We start from the raw sequence: 17,447 nt of genomic DNA, 5'->3' as shown, positions 1-17,447 counted from the left end.
GGAATTTCATGGAACCGGTTTTAAGGAGAGCATCGAGTGAGTGAATTAACCCCCGGCTTTATTGTCGCGCACGGACACCGTTTGGAAGATTTAACGGATGTAGCCGTCAAATTCACTCAAAATTATCCGCTGGCTCCGCTGGAGCAGGAAACGGTGCTGGTACAGAGCAATGGTATTGCGCAGTGGCTTAAAATTAACTTAGCGCAAGCCAGCGGCATTGCTGCCATGGTCGATGTGACCTTGCCCGCGCGCTTTCAGTGGCAGGCCTATCGTGCCGTACTGGGTGATGACATACCCAAAACCTCTCCGTTTGATAAAGACCGTCTGACTTGGCGGTTAATGCGTTTATTACCCGATCTTATTGCCGAAAACCCGCACTTTGCGCCGCTGAAGCACTACACTTCGGACGATAACGACGGGCGCAAGCTCTATCAGCTCAGTGGGCGTTTAGCCGATTTGTTTGATCAATACGCGGTGTATCGCGCTGACTGGCTCGACAACTGGGTTAAAGGTCATGGCGTTTTGGAAAACAATGAGCCGCTTGAAGCCGAGCAATTGTGGCAGCCGGAACTCTGGCGCGCTGTCAGTAACGACATTGGCATTGATGACTACTGGAACAACCGGGCTGAGCTGCACCAGCGTTTTATTGATACTGCAAAGGCATTGCAGAGACGCCCTGCAGGCTTGCCTCCCAGAGTTGTTGTGTTCGGTATCTCGTCACTGCCGCAGCAAATGTTGCAAGTGCTGGATGCCATAAAAGGCTACACGCAGATTTTGTTATGTGTGCACAACCCGTCGCAATTTCACTGGGCCGATATTGTTGACGGCAAAGAAGCGCTGAGAGAGGCGGTTAAAGCTTCTTCTCGACTTAAACATAAGCCTGATCTGCCTGAGCAGCCAGACGATGATGAATTGCATCAGCTGGCGCACCCGCTGCTGGCGTCATGGGGCAAGCAAGGTCGAGACTATATTCGTCTGCTCGATTTATACGACGAAACCCTCGCCAAGCAGGAAGCCTTTAATACCGTAAAGCTGGAATTATTCGAGCCTCACGACACTCATCACCTGTTAGGTCAGTTACAAGACGATATCTTAAATCTGCGACCCGTTCAGGAAACGCGGGAACACTGGTCGACACCGGCTAAAACGGACAAGTCGTTGCAGTTTCATGTCTGTCATAGCCCACAGCGAGAGCTCGAAGTACTGCATGACCAACTACTGGATGCATTTGCGAACAACCCGGATTTAAAGCCCCGTGACGTTATGGTGATGCTGCCTGATGTGAACACCTACGCGCCCTATATCGACGCCGTCTTTGGGCGTTATCACCATCGCGACGGCGAGCGTGACCCGCGCGCTATTCCTTATACCATCGCAGACCAGGGGGAGCGTCATCAGCGGCCGTTAATGATAGCGCTGGAGTTGTTGTTGCAGGCGGACCAGCTGCGCTTTACCCAAACGGATTTGTTCAATTTATTGTCGGTACCGGCAGTTCAGCAGCGTTTCGATATCCATGACGACGACCTGCCGCAGTTGAAACGCTGGGTCAGAGAGGCCGGTGCGCGATGGGGCCTGAACAGTCAGCAGCGTGAACAGTTTTATATGCCGCCGGCGGAGGAAAGAAACAGCTGGTGGTTTGCGCTTAAACGCATGATTGCAGGCTATGCCATTGGCGAGCTTGAAGTAGATCATTCATCCCCCTGGGCTGAGGTTGAGCCTTATCCCGAAGTATCGGGCCTTAGCGCTGCTCTCGTCGGTTGTCTGGCGGATGTAGTACGCGCGCTCGAGTCATGGTGGCAGCGCACCCAAACTGCGCAGCCATTGACGGACTGGGTGCTGCATGGCGAGTGGCTGTTACAGCAGTTCTTCGATACCGAAGACGATAGTGATCACTTACTGTTAGCCAAGCTTAGTGATGAGCTGTATCAGTTACGGGATATTGGTATTGAAGCCGATAACGAATCGCTGTTGCGGTTGCCGATATTTAAAGACGCGTGGCTGGAGCGTGTTGACCAGCAAAACCTTAACCAACGGTTTTTAGCCGGCGCAGTGAACTTCGCCACGCTCATGCCCATGCGTGCCATTCCTTTTAAATACGTCTGTGTGTTGGGAATGAACGAAAGTGACTACCCGCGCTCGGTGCCGCGCGTGGACTTTGATTTGATGACAGATCGTTATCGTCCGGGCGACCGCTCCCGCCGTGACGATGATCGATATTTGTTTTTGGAAGCAATGCTGTCGGCGCGGGACTGTTTTTATCTGAGCTGGGTCGGGTATAGCGCTAAAGATAACAGCGAGCGCACTCCGTCGGTATTAGTCGCACAGTTGCGCGACCATATTCAGCAAGGCTGGGGTGTTAACGTTAACAACCTGACCGTAGAACATAAGCTGCAACCCTTTAACACGGCTTACTTTAGTCAGGGGCAGCCGGGGTATTTCACTTACGCAAGTGAGTGGGCGCTGGCGCATGGTGGTGCTAAAAACAACCACTCAACAGCGTCTCAGCATAGACCGGAAAGTGTCGAACGCACCCTCAGCATTAACGACATAAAACGTTTTATCGAAGAGCCCGCGCGGCTTTATTTTAACTGGCATCTCGATACCTATTTCGGCAGCGAAAGCGAAGACCTGGATGACAGTGAAGCCTTCGTTATGGATAACCTGCAAAGCTGGACGCTAATTACGCGTTTGGTCGAATGTGGTAAACGTGCCTTGTTGCAAGGCGGGGGCACGGAAGCGGCCTTGTTAAAAGAGCTGAATCGAATCAACCGCGAGGGCGCGCTAGGTATAGGCGCTATTGCCGAGCAAAATGGCCTGGAACTGCTTGATCAAGCCGACAAAATACTGGGCTCTTATCAGCAGGGTATTACCGGCTACAGCCAGTTTAACGAGTTCCCCATTGAGGTAGGCTTCGAGCATAACGGCCTGATTATCGACGACACCATTACCGGCTTACACACCAATGAGCAGGGCGAGCGGCTGTGGGTGGTAACTTCAGCGAGTAAAATCGCAAAAAATACTAAAAAGGGCGGTGTTGAAGACGGTGGCTGGAAACATATCAGTGCGTATTACATCGGCTTAATGCTGTTGAATTTGCAGCAACCCACCCGTTTACTCATAGTTTCCAAAGGGGGTTGTCAGTTGCCGGTCGCCGCTATACCGGCAGAGCTGGCGCTGCAACAACTCGAGCAACTGCTTGAGCTGGTGGCATTGTCTGTGCAGCAACCACAACCCATGCATTTGGATATTGCCTTAACCTGGCTGAACGCCCTGGATAAAAAAGACAACGACGAAGCGCTGGCGCATGAGGCAGCCCAGCAGAAATACGAAGAAGGCGGCTTTAATGCACCGGCGATAGTGACAAAAAGTGATTACTGCGGCCGGGTTGCCGACACTTACGAGGCCATTATGACGTCGCCTCATTTCCGCCGGTTTTTAAATGAACTCTACGACCCGCTGCGTTTAACCATGGTGCCGGAGGACAAGTCATGAGCCAATCGACGACGCATACTTTGGAGAACCCGCTCGACTTTCCGCTGAATAGCAGCCGCCTGATTGAAGCGAGCGCCGGTACCGGTAAAACCTACACCATTGCCGCACTGTATGTGCGTTTAGTCATTGGTCACGGCACGCAGGACACCGCCTTTGAGCGCGAGCTTGTACCCAAGAATATTCTGGTCATGACCTTTACCAAAGCCGCGACAGAAGAGCTGAGTGATCGCATTCGGGCACGCTTAGCTGAAGCCGCCGCGTATTTTCGTGACCCGGACTCGGTCGACAGTGACCCGTTCTTAGCCAGTTTGCGCGAAGACTGCGTAGCGAAAGAGCAGAACTTAAAACACTTAGCGCGATTACTGGATTTAGCGTCACAGTCGATGGACGAAGCCGCGGTTAAAACCATTCACGGCTGGTGTCAGTCCATGCTGAAAGAGCATGCCTTTGCTAGCGGCAGTTTATTCAGTCAGGACGTCGAAACCGACAATGAGGAATTGCGTTTACAAGCCGCCGAGGATTATTTCCGCCGCTTTATCTACCCGGCCGATGCCGAGTTGAGTGAAAAATTGTTGGAAGACTTTACCTCGCCTGAAGCCGTGTTAGGTTTGACCTACAGCTTAAGCAAAAGCGGGCAGGCACCGGTTGAGGGTGACTTGCAAAGCTTATTAAGCGGTGCAGAAAGCGGACATAAGCAACGAATAGCCGTGATAAAGCAAGAAGTTGCGCCTATTTTCGGCGAATTGATTGATAAAACATCGCAAGCCAAAGGCACTGCCACCAAACTTAAGCAATTTCAGAAATTTGCCGACTGGTGCGCGGATGCTGAGTTGGTTGAGCCGCACGCCACGGCAGCAAACTGGAAAAATATCAGCGCAGATGAGTTACAAAAGTTTGCTGAGGCCAAACTGGGCGGCATGCCGGACAGTTGGAACGTATTAGGTCAGTTGCAGGAGCGCCTAAAACAAAGCAAAGTCCAGCAAACGCAAGAACTGGCAAAGGTAAAACAACACGCTGCATTTTGGGTGAATAAACGCTTTTCTGAACTGCAAAATCAGCGTGCAGAAATGGGGCATGACGACATGCTCACGCGCTTACGCGATGCGTTAAAAGGCCCTGGCGGCGAAGCGTTGGCGGCCGCTATTCGTAAGCAATACCCCATAGCCATGGTGGACGAGTTTCAAGACACCGACCCTGTGCAGTATGAGATATTCAACCGCATTTATAATCTGGCAGAGCCGCACCCCGGCACCGGTATTTTTCTTATAGGCGATCCGAAACAAGCCATATACAGCTTCCGAAATGCCGATATTTATACCTATTTAAAAGCACGTCGAGACACCGAAGGTCGGCACTATAATCTGGCGAAAAACTTCCGCTCGTCGCAGGCAATGGTTGATAGCGTAAATGCGCTGTTTGAACGTGCGGAGCAGCTACCCCGCGGTGCCTTTTTGTTTAAAACTGAAGGCGACAACCAGCTGCCTTTTAACCGCGTGGCTGCCAATGGATTGAAGCGTACGTTCAAACACTGCTTGTTATCCAGCAATGTAAAAACCGCTCCGGCGCTTCTGTGGTCGGTATCGAGTGAAGAGAAGCGCAATAAAGATACCGTATTCAGGGCAGCGGCGAACCACCATGCCAACCTAATAGCGTCGTTACTGAATGATCCGCAAGCCGGCTATTACAATGAAGACGACGTGCTGGAGCAGCGCGTGAAAACCAGCGACATTGCCGTGCTGGTGAATAACTTCAGCGAAGCCAATGCCATAAAAAAAGCACTGAGTGACCGTGGCCTCAAAAGCGTTTATTTGTCAGACCGAGAGTCGGTATTTGCGCAGCGTGTCGCGAAAGACTTGCTGGCACTGGTCAGCGCTTGTGCGGAACCACGTGACCCGTCGCTTATTCGCAGCGCCCTTGCAACGAGGCTGTTAGGGCTGCCGTTTGCTGAACTGGAGCATATTCACAGTAACGAACAAGCCTGGGAAGCGCGTGTAGAGCAGTTTTTAAGTTATCACGACCAATGGTTGCGCCAGGGTGTATTGGCTATGCTGCACAATGTGTTGCACGACCATCAGGTACCGGCGACGTTACTGGAAGACCGCATTCATGGCGAACGACAGCTGTCAGACGTGCTTCATATTGCCGAATTACTACAACAACAAAGTCTGGTTTTAGACGGCATTCCGGCGTTAGTGAACCACTTCGCGGAACAAGTGAATGAACGCCACGGCTTTGGTAGCAACAGCCGCACGCAAAGTGACGAGCAGCAGCTACGCCTGGAAAGTGACGATGAACTGATAAAAATTATCACCATCCATAAGTCCAAAGGTTTGCAGTACCCGCTGGTATTTATGCCTTTTGTGGCTTATACCCAGTCGGAGACCCACCGCATAAAGCCACCAGCGGTTTATCACGATAAAAATGGCGAGCTGCAAGTGCTCTGGTCCAAAGACGACGACAACAAACAGCGTTTAAGCGACGAAATTCTCGCAGAAGATTTACGTAAAATGTACGTCGCAGTGACCCGTGCACAGTACGCCACCTTCATTGCGCTGGAGGCCATGAGCGAGCATCGTAATAATCCGCTGTTTTACTTGTTGAACGGCGGTGCGGCGTTGTCTGACGAGCTTTACAATGTCGTTAATGAGCGCTGGCAGCAGAGCGCGCATACTCAGGTGACACGCCTGGAAGATGATGAGCCGCTGGTTCGTGCTCTAGAGCAGGAGCAGCAAACGCCTAAGTTGACGCCTAAAACGATGCCGGCAGGCCGAAAACTTGAACGTTGGTGGGTGGCTAGTTACAGCGCGCTTAAGTATGAGGGCGCGGTCACGAAAAGTGCACAGGCACCGCAGTCGCCCGACGAAATGAACTTGCTGGATGAGCGAGAAGACGAGGACGAGCAAGTCGCCAGTGCGGCAGAGCCGAGTGCGGACAGCATTCACCACTTACCTAAAGGCGCTGGCCCGGGTACCTTTTTGCATAACTTACTGGAAGAGTCGGCGAACCAGGGCTTTGAAGTAATTGCTCACGATACCGCCGAGCGCACTGAGCTCGTACAGCGTTTTTGTGTCAGCCCTTTGTGGCAGGAGCATGAGCAGAGCATTGCACAATGGCTGAATGCGTACCTAAAAACCGAGTTTGCGCTGAACGCTAACGGCGACAGAATTAGCCTTAGCCAGTTGCAGCAGTACAAAGCCGAACCCGAGTTTTGGTTTGGCGCCACTGGCGTTAACGCACAAAGACTGGATAACCTGGTACAACAACACACATTACCCGGTTACGAGCGTCCTGCACTAGAGCCTAACCTGCTGAATGGCATGTTAAAGGGCTTTATCGACTTGGTCTTTGAGCATAAGGGTAAATACTACGTTGCGGACTACAAGTCGAACTGGCTGGGTGAAGACGACCATGCCTACAGCGAGGATGCCATGCGCGAGAAAATACTGCACAGCCGTTATGACCTGCAATACGTGATTTATACGCTGGCATTGCACCGTCTGCTAAAAGCTCGGCTGGGCGATGAATACGATTACGACACCCACGTTGGCGGCGCAGTTTATCTCTTTTTACGCGGCCACAGAGCCGAAACCGGCGGCGCATTTTGTGACAGACCACCGAAAGAGCTGATAGAGCAGCTGGACAGCCTATTTGCCGGAGAAAGCGTCAAAGACAAGGAGTCAGTATGAGCAATGTAACTACCCACACCCTGTTTGAAGCTCTGAGTCAGTGGCGGGATGCCGGCTGGATACGCTCTATTGATTTGGCGTTTGTCGAGTTTTTGCAGCAAGCGGGCGAGCGCAGCGATGCGGTTTTATTAGCCGCCTGCTGCGTGTCGCATCAAGCCGGTCGTGGGCATACGCAAGTTGATTTAAAGGCTTTGATGGATGCCCCGGAAGCGCTGCTGAACCTGCCACCAGAGAATCGACATGCCGTGGACTGCGCCTTACCAAGTGAGCTTTTTAAGCAATACGGATTAGACCTGACCGACGCACTGGCAGCCAGTCAATGCGTCGATGTGAACGGTCACGGAACCGAGCCGTTGGTGCTCAGCGAACACACCTTGTATTTACGCCGCTATTGGCAGTACGAAACCTTTATTGAGCAAAGTGTTCAGGCGCGCATGCAAGACCGGCCGGTTATTAACGACGAGCTACTAAAGAGTACGCTGGCTAAGCTGTTTGCGCCGACCGAAAATGGCGATATTAACTGGCAGCGTGTCGCTTGTGCCAATACCGTGCGGAATCGGTTTAGTGTCATTACGGGGGGGCCTGGTACCGGTAAAACCTATACCGTAGTGCGCTTGTTGACGGCATTGCAGCATCAGGCGTTAACGCTCGGTTTGCCACCGTTGCGAGTGTCACTGGCGGCGCCGACCGGCAAAGCTGCAGCGCGCCTGACTGAATCCATTGAAAATGAGCTGGAGCAATTGGTTCAGAACGACAAACTCTCTAGTCTGAAAGACGCACTGCTTTCGATTCAGCCCGAAGGGAAAACCCTGCACCGATTATTGGGCGTGAAACCCAATTCCCGCGCCTTTAAACACAATGCAGAAAACCCGTTGCGAACGGATGTAGTTATTGTCGATGAAGCCTCAATGATAGACATAGAAATGATGACCGCATTGCTAAAAGCAACACCGAAGCATGCGCGGCTGGTACTCATTGGCGACAAAGACCAGTTGGCATCGGTCGAAGCTGGCGCCGTGCTCGGTAACTTATGCGCCGGTGCCGACGAAGGACATTACCACAGCGATACCGCTAAGTGGCTGCAGGACATTGCTGACACACCAACATTTCCGTCAGAGCTTATCAATGACAATGGCGAGCAGCGCCTGCAACACGTGGTTAAATTCCGCAAAAGCTATCGCTTTAAAGGCCCTATTGCCGACCTGGCAAACGCTATTAACCGCCAGGATGACGCTGCCACCCAGCAAGAAATTGAAAAGGCCAAAGCCGCCGATGAAGACTACCCCGTTAGCCTGTATGAAGTCAGCAGCCTAGACGACCCAGCCTTCGAAGCTCTTATCAGGGGTAGCCTGACGTTACACGTCAGGAGCAATGCAGCCGTCAACGATAAAGCCACTACAAACATCGACGCTGGTTCCGCCGACAAACTCGCCCGCGAAGCCCTGCAAAACCTAAGCAACTTTCAAATTCTGACAGCCCTGCGCGAAGGCCCCTGGGGCATGAAAGCCGTTAACCAAAAAGTGGGTGACATACTCGGCGTTAACGCCAACACTTGGTACGAAGGCCGCCCCGTTATGGTCACTAAAAACGACTACGGATTAAAGCTCAACAACGGCGACATTGGCATCGCCCTAAAAGATCCGGAACATGGCCATCTGCGCGTCGCCTTTCCGGACCAAGAGCACGGCGTACGCTGGATACTCCCCAGCCGCCTAACCCACATAGAAACCGTCTACGCCATGACCGTGCACAAATCCCAAGGCTCCGAGTTCAAACACACCGTCATGGTATTACCCGACCACGACAGCCCAGTGATGAGCAAAGAGTTGCTGTATACCGGTATTACGCGGGCTAAAGAGCGGTTGAGTTTGGTGGGGCGGGATTTAACCTTTAGCGTCTAGAGCAGATCAGAAAGAGGCATAAACTTAAAATTATGATGCTTTTGATCAAAGTCAGTCAGCGGCTGCGGCAGAGGCTGTGGCTGGCTGACTTTGAATAGCCAATATTTTTCATCGCGCTTTTTCGTAGCGGTGCCAGTAATTTCTTCGGTCAACGCTTGCCCCGCAACCTCCTCAATAGACTCGACTCGCCAGACATAGTTGGCTATTAGTTTGTTGCCCTGCCTTTTATCTGGAGCGGCAATGATGATAAATTTGGCTTCTCTCATCTTGTTATCGATAATGTACTTTCGGGTAGAGGCCTTTTTCTTCATGTGAAAAACCGAGGCTGAGCCATTTAGAAAGGCATCATAATAGCCCAAGTTTCGTTGATCAGTGGCAGTTGAAGTGACAAGCGCCAAATCGGTGTGGCGAATACTTGTTAATCCAGTCTGATTTATCCGAGCAGATTCTTGGAAGAAGTACTTATCAATATCTCTAGTACTCTCATCATTCAATAGGTTCACTAATTGATCGGTTAGAAATGATTTTAACCAGGCTTTTCCAGTATCGTTTGCGGTGCTGGGTAGTAGAGGAAACGCCCCAACGCCAACTTCGTTAATTGCATCCCAGTATGGGTTAATTTTGAGATTCTCAGGGTCTTGGTCATAAAAACCGGGGTACAAGGCAAAAGCCCCAAAAACGGGCCGAGTCTTGTTTTTGCCTAAGCTATCGATTTTTTGATAAATGAGTGCATCACGATACCGGTGCATTTGGTTAAGGGCATCAACAGGCACACAATCTTTATCAGTTCTATCACGGTCGATACGATATTTTGCATCAAACACCCAAACCAGACGTTCTTGGTCACCAATGGATACTTCAAGAAAAATATCGGGTTTCTGCATCGAGGTCCATGCTTTGTAGGGAGTACTGCTTATAGAAATTTTCGGCTCATGGGCAACCCGTATTTGCACATCGCCTTTTTCGAACAAATGTGACGAGCCGAGTCCATCAACAAATTCAACCCGAAGCCCTTTTCGTTTAAGCTTTGGGTGCGCTGTTTGTTCGATTTTTTCGAAACCCAGCTCTTCGACAATCTGAGTGACCTGCAGGTAACACCAAACTTCGTATAAGTCAGCGATAGATCGCACTGCTACTGAAGCATCGTCTCCGAATAAATCCAGGTACAACTTAAGCTCTTGCCAGGCGCGATATACTTTTGCGTATCCTGACTTCTGTTGCAGTACTAACGAATCCGTTTTTAAACCTCTAAAGTCGCCGACTTCCTTAAATAATGGCGCATTTAAGGTCTTTTTTAACGGTTCGCGCCACAATTTCAGTTTGCTAAAAAAGTGTTCTGACAAAATCTCCTTTTCTGGATCGACTAATTCAGCATCAAGGCTTACCTGTTTGAGTTTAGACACCAGAGTTTGAATGGCGAACTTAATAAACCTGTTTTCAGGCGTATCAACCTTTAACTTTTTTTGTTCGACGGCGTAGCGTGTGTCATAACGTTTTTGCGCTAGGTTTTCTTTAACTTGTCGTTCGAGTTTAGTGGATAACTTGCCTTTAAGACGATCGGCTTTTAAATGTTTTGTCGACTTTAGTAGTCTAGCGTGTGGCGAATGGGATATGCGTTTGATGCCATCGTAAAACTGAGTTCTTAGATGCTCAAAGTGATTGAGCCACATCACAGGGAAATGACTACGTTCAGTACTGTTTTGCGCATCATGGCTAGTCTTTTCCGTTAAGGTAAAACACCAATCGCGATAAGGATGTTGTAGCTGATCAATAATGGACGTTAAGTCATCTCGCATATCCATCTTAGTGGGGAAAACCTCGAAGCTGACCGTATCGGTTTGTTCTCTTTGACCTGCCAATTGATAACAAAGAGGCAGTTTTAGCCAGCCTAAGCTGTTACCGGTATTCAAGGTACCCCACAATACATGGGTGTCGCCGAACGTCGAGTGGTTAAACGCTTCGGACAGTGATTTTAAGTCATGCGTTATCTGCGGTGGTACTTCATGCGCTTCCGCTTTAAAAGAAAACTCAAATCCATAGGTCGAGTTTTCAAATAGCATAGGTTTATTCAGTAAAAAGTTAGAGTCAGCTTGATGGCACTTTTCGTCATTGCTAAAAACAGAGAACTCGCCTGCTTGAGCGGATGACAACTTCACCGCTGAGGAAGGGATATCCTTTCCTCTAGCACTCAATGCCTGCTCGAGTTGTTTCAGCCGACTTTGGGTTTGGCTAGACTTTACCGCCAAATTCCAAACCGGTGTTTTTACCGTGATCAGTGTTTGCATGCTCTAAGGCCAGAAGCTAGTGTATCCGTTCGTCTCAAGGCGAGTTTGCATCCTTTTTACCGCATCAATGCTACGGCAGGCTACGTTTAGGGCATCGCCATTACTGTCAGTTCTAAAAAAATCGGTACGCTCACTGGCAATGATTTGGTTAAAAGCTGGAACCTTCTCCAAAACAGCTTCTAATGCGGACAAAACATTAGTATTGCCACTGGTGGAACCGGTATCGGGTAAGGACAACTTGTCACTATCACCTTCAATACGAGGCAGTACTTTTGTCATCAGGAAGTCATCCCAAACCGCCGCAAGTTCTCTTTCAGACGTTGGATTAAAACAATGAACCGATAACAACAGTTCATTTAATGCCCTGAAGGCAAGTTCGAATGGAGTACCTTTTAAAACGCGATTAACTTCAGTCAAAAAACTAACAGATTTGTCGCGGAAACTTTCGTTATCATTAAATAAGCCAGGTTCACGCGCATCTGTAACTGTCGAAAAAGTTAGTGGTTGAATATTCGGTTGACCATCAAAAAATTCGTCAAATTTGTTTTCGAAGAAAAGCCCAAAATCGATAGTGAAAGCCCTGTCGATGACTTTACGGGAGAAGCCGTGAGTGGTTTCATCCATGTTGACGGTGCCGGCAATAATCAGATTGAACGGCAGTGGAATGCCGTGTTCTTTAAATTGCTCAAATAATGAGTCAGAGACCCCCAATGCTTCTTGTAAATTTCGTGCTGCTTCTGCGTTTAATCCTTTAATTAAATCGGCCGATACAAGCGCGTCAGAACGATATTTCAGCGTATCAGCGCTATAGTCAAACTCTCGAGTTTCCAGAACAGACAAATAGTCAGCGAAGTATTGCTCTACGGGAGCAAGATTCATTTCGTCAAGGCATAGCCAATAGGGGACCTTATCTTCGCTTTGTATACTCCACCATGCTCTGCCAGATTCGTCTACTTCAACCGTATGTGGGTTTAAATGAGCCCAGGCTTGCGCGATAAACGACAGAACTTTAGTAGGAACATACTCAGGGTGTTCACCAAGTCGGGATATATAGCCCAGCAAATCTGAAGGCTCGTGCCAGTCAGGCCGAACAGGAACAATTTCATAATTTTTATTACCTTGACTGGTTGCTTTCGCTTGCTCCCTAACGAAACGGGTTTTGCCTGTGCCGGAGATGCCTGCTAGCAAGATGAAGGGTTTTGGTAGCTCAAGTGTTTGTTTTATTGAAGACGAAGAAGAGTAGCTGACAGGTTGTGAGTCAAGGAGAAGCTTACCTGAGTCAATGTAATCAATAAGTTTTTTATAGAGAGCTACTAGTTCTTTAAAATCGCTTTCAATAGTTTTCTTGTCTTTAAGATCTTCTAAAGAATAGTACTTTGCTCCTGCACTAGCCCAGTTATAATCAGCCCCGTTTTGTCCCGCTTCATTTACCAAAACATCTGTGTTCCAAGCTGAGAGTTCAGGAATAGCTGAACGTATGGTCCCCCTCCATCGGGAAGCAACTTCTCGGGCTTCTTGAAGTGTTCGCCCCTCTTTTAACTTAGTTGCGCCGAAACCAAGCGACAGATACACCCCTGTTCCTTCTGCGTTAAATAAATAGACGGGGTAAACACCATTCTGGGCAGTTGTTGTAAAACGAGTATCGAAAACTGCGGCCCACGGCACATGTGTCCATACTCCTTGACCGGCACTGCCTTTAAACTCAAGATTATTTAGTGTTTCAGGCTTAAGTGTTTGCTCCATTGCCAAAGGCAGTGAGTTTCGAAGTTCACGAGCTATTTGATGTTGAGTAAACTGCTCATGTCTAGCCCCAGGCCAGGCGGAAAGAATTGTTGTGAGAACCTCATTCAATGCCATTGAGTCACTTCCTGTGTTTGATTTCATAAAACTAACAATAACCCTATTGAATAGTAAGGAAAAGGGCGAAACTCAGAATTGCTAAGTTTATAAAATAAAACTACTATCGGCTCCCAAAGCGTAACTACTTAAAAATCATGTATAGATTCTTTGCAGCAGCTCTCTATTTATTTTTTCTAGCTTTTGCGTCTGCAACCCATGCCGCAGAAACGTTCCAGGTCGATTCAAAACTCATTAACGAAACCGTCACCGCCCGAGTTGCACTCCCGGAAAGCTATCACCATTCCGACAGCTTTGAGTATCCGGTAATGCTGGTCATGGACGGCTCGACGCAGTTTGAGCACATTGCGGGTAACGTTAATTTCTTAAGCACGTTTTCGATTGTGCCGGAAATAATTGTGGTTGGGGTGAGTGCCAAGAACCGCATAAAGCACTTTACTCATACCGAACTAGAAGGCTATGAGGGGCGTTCCGGTGGTGCTGAGCTGTACACGCAGTTCTTGAGAGACGAACTGTTGCCTGAGATAAAAGAGCAGTATCGGATTTCGCCTTATACGCTGGTTACCGGGCATTCGCTGTCGGGGCTTTATACCAGTTACCTGGCGACTCATCATGCGGATTTTATCAATGCGTCAATATCGGTCAGTCCAAGTTTATGGTGGGATGATTTTGCACTTATCAACGATATAAAGACGGCGAAACAACAAGCAGAAAAGCCGCCGGTGCGTTGGTTTGTCAGCATGGCGAATGAGCCCAATGAAATGGCTGAGGGCTATAAGCGTTTAATGAACGTGTTAGCGGAAAAATCCGAAAGCGTTTTTGATTGGGAGTCTCAGCAGTTTCCTGAGGAAACCCACGACAGCACACCATTGATTGCTAACGTTGAAGGGCTTAAATCAATTTTTCGCGGCTACAACGCTGTGCCGAATATCGAAATTAAGTCGCTGGAACAGTTACAGGCTTACTATGACAATTATAAAAAGACGATGGGTTACAACTTCCCCATGTCGGTGCATCAGTACAATGTTTATGGTTTGAAAGCGGCCTACGAAGGCGAGCTTGAATGGGGCATCGGGATACTCGAAAAAGGTGTTGAGGTGTTCGGTCAGTCCGAAGTTCTGTGGGACAGCCTGGCTACCGTGTATTCCATGAATGATGACACGGAAAGTGCGCTTCAGGCATCGAATAAAGCGTTAAAGCTGGCTCGCCAGCATCAGTCTAAATACCTCAGTGAAATAGAAGCACAGAATGGTGAGCTGACCATGGACTAGCGCGAGAGCAATGGCTTTTAATTTAGGCCTTTTGATAAGAGCTATCATGAGGTTTCAGGCGCTTAACGTTTTTAGCCTCTTGTTCATAAGCCTTATGACGAACATCCCATAGTTCAACGGCGTGCTGAATGTTTAACCAAAACTCGGGTGTATTACCGAACGCGGCTGCTAGTTTAATTGCCATAGGAGCTGTCAGAACTCCTTTGTCATGCGCTATTCGGCTAAGCGTGTTACGGTGAACGCCCATTGCTTCTGCCAGTTCGCGAATACTAACGTTCATTGGCTCGAGGAACTCAGTGATGAGCATCTGCCCAACCGTTATTGGACGGCGTTGTGTCGTTCTCATTGGTACTACCTCCTTTCAGCCCTTGTAAACATGTGGGTCCAGATATGTATTCTTGGCGATATTTTCTTCCCAACAGAAAATGAGCCGATATTGTTTGTTAACTCTCACAGAACTCCAGCCGTGAAGCTTTCCACTTAAACGTTCATAGCGGTTACCTGGAGGGGCTCTTAAATCGGACTCTTTATTTGCCGCATCAAGTATTTGCATCTTTCTAAAGAGAGCTGTTTCGATGTTTCTAGGAATTCTCTTGTGGCTAGTGTCATCTTCATAAAAGCGCTCGAGCCATGAATCTCTGAATTTAACCGCCATAGTAACCTAACTAACAGATATTTTATGCACAACGATATTGTGCGTCAAGTGGATGCATCTAATATATAGTTAGGCTTAAAGCCGGTCTATCAGTTAAGTATTTATAAAGGCGTAAGATATTTACTGATATTGGATTCAAGCCTGCCAGAGTAGATCCGGTATCCCTTGGTGTAGCCCAAAAACAGGAGGACTAAATTGTACATAATTATGTATATTATTCTGTTTGTAATTAAGTGCATTTTATAGCTATAATTTAATCAGTCTAGTAAATGTGGCGAGGAAAACCATGAACACGCAAACAATATTGGCTGAAAAAACAGTATCTGCCAGCGATGTACGCAAGCATCCCTGCCAGTATTTTGAAGCTGAACCTGTGGCAGTACTCTCCCACAATAAAACAGCTGGCTATATGGTAGGTGCCGAATTATTTGAAGCTATGGTGCGCCAGTTGGAAGCCTGTAACCCTAAAGTAGAATCCCTTTTTAGGCCGACAGCAGCGCGCCTAAAGGCTATTAGCGCCGACGCAGAGAAGCTTTTAGCTGAGGCCAAGAAATCTGATCTGGATGACTTCGCAGTTCAGAAATAAGTACTAAACCCGCCGCAGTACATCCAATATCCCCTGGTCTCGGGCTTTTTGATCGGCCGGTACGTTAAAGTATTCGTTAGCTTTTACCCGCTCTTCCCAGAATTTTACAAAGTCCATGGGCTCGCTGGGGTCCACTTGTTGTGACTCAGGGGTATGGGTTTTGTAGAAGTGTGTTTTCACGAACTGAAAGCTCATGCGGCTGCGCTGTTCCCATGATATTACGCCTGCTTCGTGGAGGTCTTTTGCCAACAAACTCATGTCATCGGGGGAGATAGCCCGAGGGTCATATTTATTGGCGATTTCCGTGGGAATGCCACTGCTGTTAACGGAGGGCTGACTCGAATTACCTTCCTCAGCCTGACGGCGCATGGCTTCCTCAAACAATTGATCACGGGCTTTAATCAGGCTTTCAAGCTTATCTTTTTCGTCTTTGGTCAGGCTCGACTTACTCTCCAGCTCTTCAATTTTCTGCTCAATTTCTTCAAGTTGCTCGGTGTCGACACCCATGCGGTTAAGCACCAAGCTGCGGTAGGCTTTATCGATAAAGGTTTCATCATTGTCTGGTGTCGCTTGTTTCGCCTCGGGTGCTGGCGGCTGCTCGGTCTGACGGCTCTGTTGCGAAGAACCTGCCTGGCTCGTTGCTGTATTAAGTAATGTGCTGACGTTCATACCCCCTCCTAGTCCTTTAGCGGCAAAAAACGGCAATGATTTGCCGAAATCCTCGGGCATTGGGTAAATATGTGTTAACTCAGCAAGAGGTGTGCCAGTTAGTATTGCAGTAGGCACGTAAATCTATGTAAGCGAATTGCAGCCTTGAGCCTGATACCTTGTTTTATCCCTCATAATAATGCTTAAACATGATTTTAGTTGTCATTTGACAACTTTGTTGTGTTGGTTTATTTTTTATCCGTGTTGGGGGAGCAATGAGTAGGCCGAGACACCCTAAAAAGGAAATTGAAATAGCGCTACGTTATGCAGAGAAGAACGGGTGGCGAGTTGAGCACAGAGGAAAAGGGCACTGTTGGGGCCAAATGATGTGTAAACAAAATAGCTCAATGTGTCGGTGTGGTGAGTTCTGTATTACATCTATCAACAGCACACCGAGAAATGAAAAGACTCATGCGAAACAGCTGAAACGAGTCGTGGACAACTGCATTTATTCAGGAGGTAACGACAATGAATGACTATGACTTCACCTTAAAATTTGTCGTGCCTGCCACTATATCTTCTGACGAAATTACCGACAGTCTATATGGTGGCGCTTGTGACGATGCGGTTATAGGGGTGGGTGTACCAGGACGACTGGCGCTCAACTTCATGCGAGAAGCGGCTTCCGCTAAAGAAGCTATAAAAAGTGCAATTTCCGATGTGCAAAAGTCACTTCCTCAAGCGGTTTTGGTTGAGATAGGACCGGATTTAGTTGGACTGTCTGATGCCGGCGAGCAACTTAATATGAGTCGCCAGTATCTGCGCAAAGTTCGCGACAGAGAATTAGCCAAATTCCCCCTGCCAATGCATGAGGGTAATCCGTCTTTGTGGCATTTGTATCATTTGCTGGAGTATTTTAAGCAGGAAAAGCGCAAGGCTATTTCGGAAAACGACATGGAAGTGGCAAAAGCGGCTATGTTACTAAACTACGAACACCAAAAGCAGCGGGTTTACTAATCTTTCACTGGGCAAATGGCTGAAAATTTGTTTTGCTGTGAGGTAGTTA

At 48.5% G+C, this 17,447-nt stretch carries 11 protein-coding genes; 6 read left to right on the top strand and 5 right to left on the bottom strand.

The features are described from left to right. The first annotated feature begins 36 nt into the window (after positions 1 to 36). From recC to recD, 3 genes are read left to right on the top strand one after another with little or no spacing between them, the layout of a single operon-like run. Positions 37 to 3,492: an exodeoxyribonuclease V subunit gamma gene (gene recC / locus B3850_RS03510; protein ID WP_286871640.1), complete on the top strand. Its 3,456-nt coding sequence runs from the start codon at positions 37 to 39 to the stop codon at positions 3,490 to 3,492. After that, complete coding sequence (recB, locus tag B3850_RS03505) at positions 3,489 to 7,178, top strand: exodeoxyribonuclease V subunit beta (protein ID WP_286871641.1); 3,690 nt, start codon at positions 3,489 to 3,491, stop codon at positions 7,176 to 7,178. The genes recC and recB overlap by 4 nt, the downstream gene beginning before the upstream one ends. Beyond that, positions 7,175 to 9,079, top strand: a complete 1,905-nt coding sequence (gene recD, locus B3850_RS03500) for an exodeoxyribonuclease V subunit alpha (protein WP_286871643.1) — start codon at positions 7,175 to 7,177, stop codon at positions 9,077 to 9,079. The genes recB and recD overlap by 4 nt, the downstream gene beginning before the upstream one ends. Here recD and B3850_RS03495 read toward each other — a convergent pair. After that, positions 9,076 to 11,364, bottom strand: a complete 2,289-nt coding sequence (locus B3850_RS03495) for a DUF2357 domain-containing protein (RefSeq protein ID WP_286871645.1) — start codon at positions 11,362 to 11,364, stop codon at positions 9,076 to 9,078. The two genes, recD and B3850_RS03495, sit on opposite strands and share 4 nt — an antisense overlap. A gap of 3 nt (positions 11,365 to 11,367) precedes the next feature. Then, positions 11,368 to 13,221: an MrcB family domain-containing protein gene (locus B3850_RS03490; RefSeq protein WP_286911395.1), complete on the bottom strand. Its 1,854-nt coding sequence runs from the start codon at positions 13,219 to 13,221 to the stop codon at positions 11,368 to 11,370. 137 nt (positions 13,222 to 13,358) lie between these two features. Here B3850_RS03490 and B3850_RS03485 point away from each other — a divergent pair, with 137 nt between their 5' ends. Further along, a complete protein-coding gene (locus B3850_RS03485) occupies positions 13,359 to 14,492 on the top strand; it encodes an alpha/beta hydrolase (RefSeq protein WP_286911394.1) in 1,134 nt (377 codons plus the stop codon). A 22-nt stretch (positions 14,493 to 14,514) separates the two neighbouring features. Here B3850_RS03485 and B3850_RS03480 read toward each other — a convergent pair whose 3' ends face one another. Together B3850_RS03480 and B3850_RS03475 are read right to left on the bottom strand one after the other, a co-directional pair. After that, on the bottom strand, positions 14,515 to 14,838 hold the full coding sequence (locus B3850_RS03480) for a HigA family addiction module antitoxin (RefSeq protein WP_273269573.1): 324 nt from the start codon (positions 14,836 to 14,838) through the stop codon (positions 14,515 to 14,517). Between the two features lie 15 nt (positions 14,839 to 14,853). Further along, positions 14,854 to 15,147 (bottom strand): type II toxin-antitoxin system RelE/ParE family toxin, encoded by a 294-nt coding sequence (locus B3850_RS03475; protein WP_286871656.1) that lies wholly within the window; start codon positions 15,145 to 15,147, stop codon positions 14,854 to 14,856. Between the two features lie 286 nt (positions 15,148 to 15,433). Between B3850_RS03475 and yafN the strand changes: the two genes are divergently transcribed. Beyond that, positions 15,434 to 15,733: a type I toxin-antitoxin system antitoxin YafN gene (yafN, locus tag B3850_RS03470; RefSeq protein WP_286871659.1), complete on the top strand. Its 300-nt coding sequence runs from the start codon at positions 15,434 to 15,436 to the stop codon at positions 15,731 to 15,733. Between the two features lie 3 nt (positions 15,734 to 15,736). Here yafN and B3850_RS03465 read toward each other — a convergent pair whose 3' ends face one another. Further along, positions 15,737 to 16,402, bottom strand: coding sequence for a hypothetical protein (locus B3850_RS03465; RefSeq protein WP_286911393.1), 666 nt, complete (start codon positions 16,400 to 16,402; stop codon positions 15,737 to 15,739). A 507-nt stretch (positions 16,403 to 16,909) separates the two neighbouring features. On the opposite strand from B3850_RS03465, the gene B3850_RS03460 reads away from it, so the two are divergent. Beyond that, positions 16,910 to 17,398 carry a DNA-binding protein gene (locus B3850_RS03460; protein ID WP_286871664.1) on the top strand — a complete coding sequence of 163 codons (489 nt, stop codon included), beginning with the start codon at positions 16,910 to 16,912 and terminating at the stop codon, positions 17,396 to 17,398. Positions 17,399 to 17,447 lie beyond the last annotated feature (49 nt).

The organism is Idiomarina sp. UBA4520, assembly GCF_002388365.1.
Taxonomy (GTDB): domain Bacteria; phylum Pseudomonadota; class Gammaproteobacteria; order Enterobacterales; family Alteromonadaceae; genus Idiomarina; species Idiomarina zobellii.
Note: the sequence above shows the minus strand (reverse complement) of the source record. Positions and strands in the feature narration are given on the sequence as shown.

Excerpts from the sequence above, each read along its gene's own strand:
- B3850_RS03480 (WP_273269573.1), bottom strand. The coding sequence starts at position 14,838 with ATGAGAACGACACAACGCCGTCCAATAACGGTTGGGCAGATGCTCATC.
- recD (WP_286871643.1), top strand. The coding sequence starts at position 7,175 with ATGAGCAATGTAACTACCCACACCCTGTTTGAAGCTCTGAGTCAGTGG.
- B3850_RS03465 (WP_286911393.1), bottom strand. The coding sequence starts at position 16,402 with ATGAACGTCAGCACATTACTTAATACAGCAACGAGCCAGGCAGGTTCT.
- B3850_RS03495 (WP_286871645.1), bottom strand. The coding sequence starts at position 11,364 with ATGCAAACACTGATCACGGTAAAAACACCGGTTTGGAATTTGGCGGTA.
- recB (WP_286871641.1), top strand. The coding sequence starts at position 3,489 with ATGAGCCAATCGACGACGCATACTTTGGAGAACCCGCTCGACTTTCCG.
- B3850_RS03485 (WP_286911394.1), top strand. The coding sequence starts at position 13,359 with ATGTATAGATTCTTTGCAGCAGCTCTCTATTTATTTTTTCTAGCTTTT.
- yafN (WP_286871659.1), top strand. The coding sequence starts at position 15,434 with ATGAACACGCAAACAATATTGGCTGAAAAAACAGTATCTGCCAGCGAT.
- B3850_RS03475 (WP_286871656.1), bottom strand. The coding sequence starts at position 15,147 with ATGGCGGTTAAATTCAGAGATTCATGGCTCGAGCGCTTTTATGAAGAT.
- B3850_RS03490 (WP_286911395.1), bottom strand. The coding sequence starts at position 13,221 with ATGGCATTGAATGAGGTTCTCACAACAATTCTTTCCGCCTGGCCTGGG.
- B3850_RS03460 (WP_286871664.1), top strand. The coding sequence starts at position 16,910 with ATGAATGACTATGACTTCACCTTAAAATTTGTCGTGCCTGCCACTATA.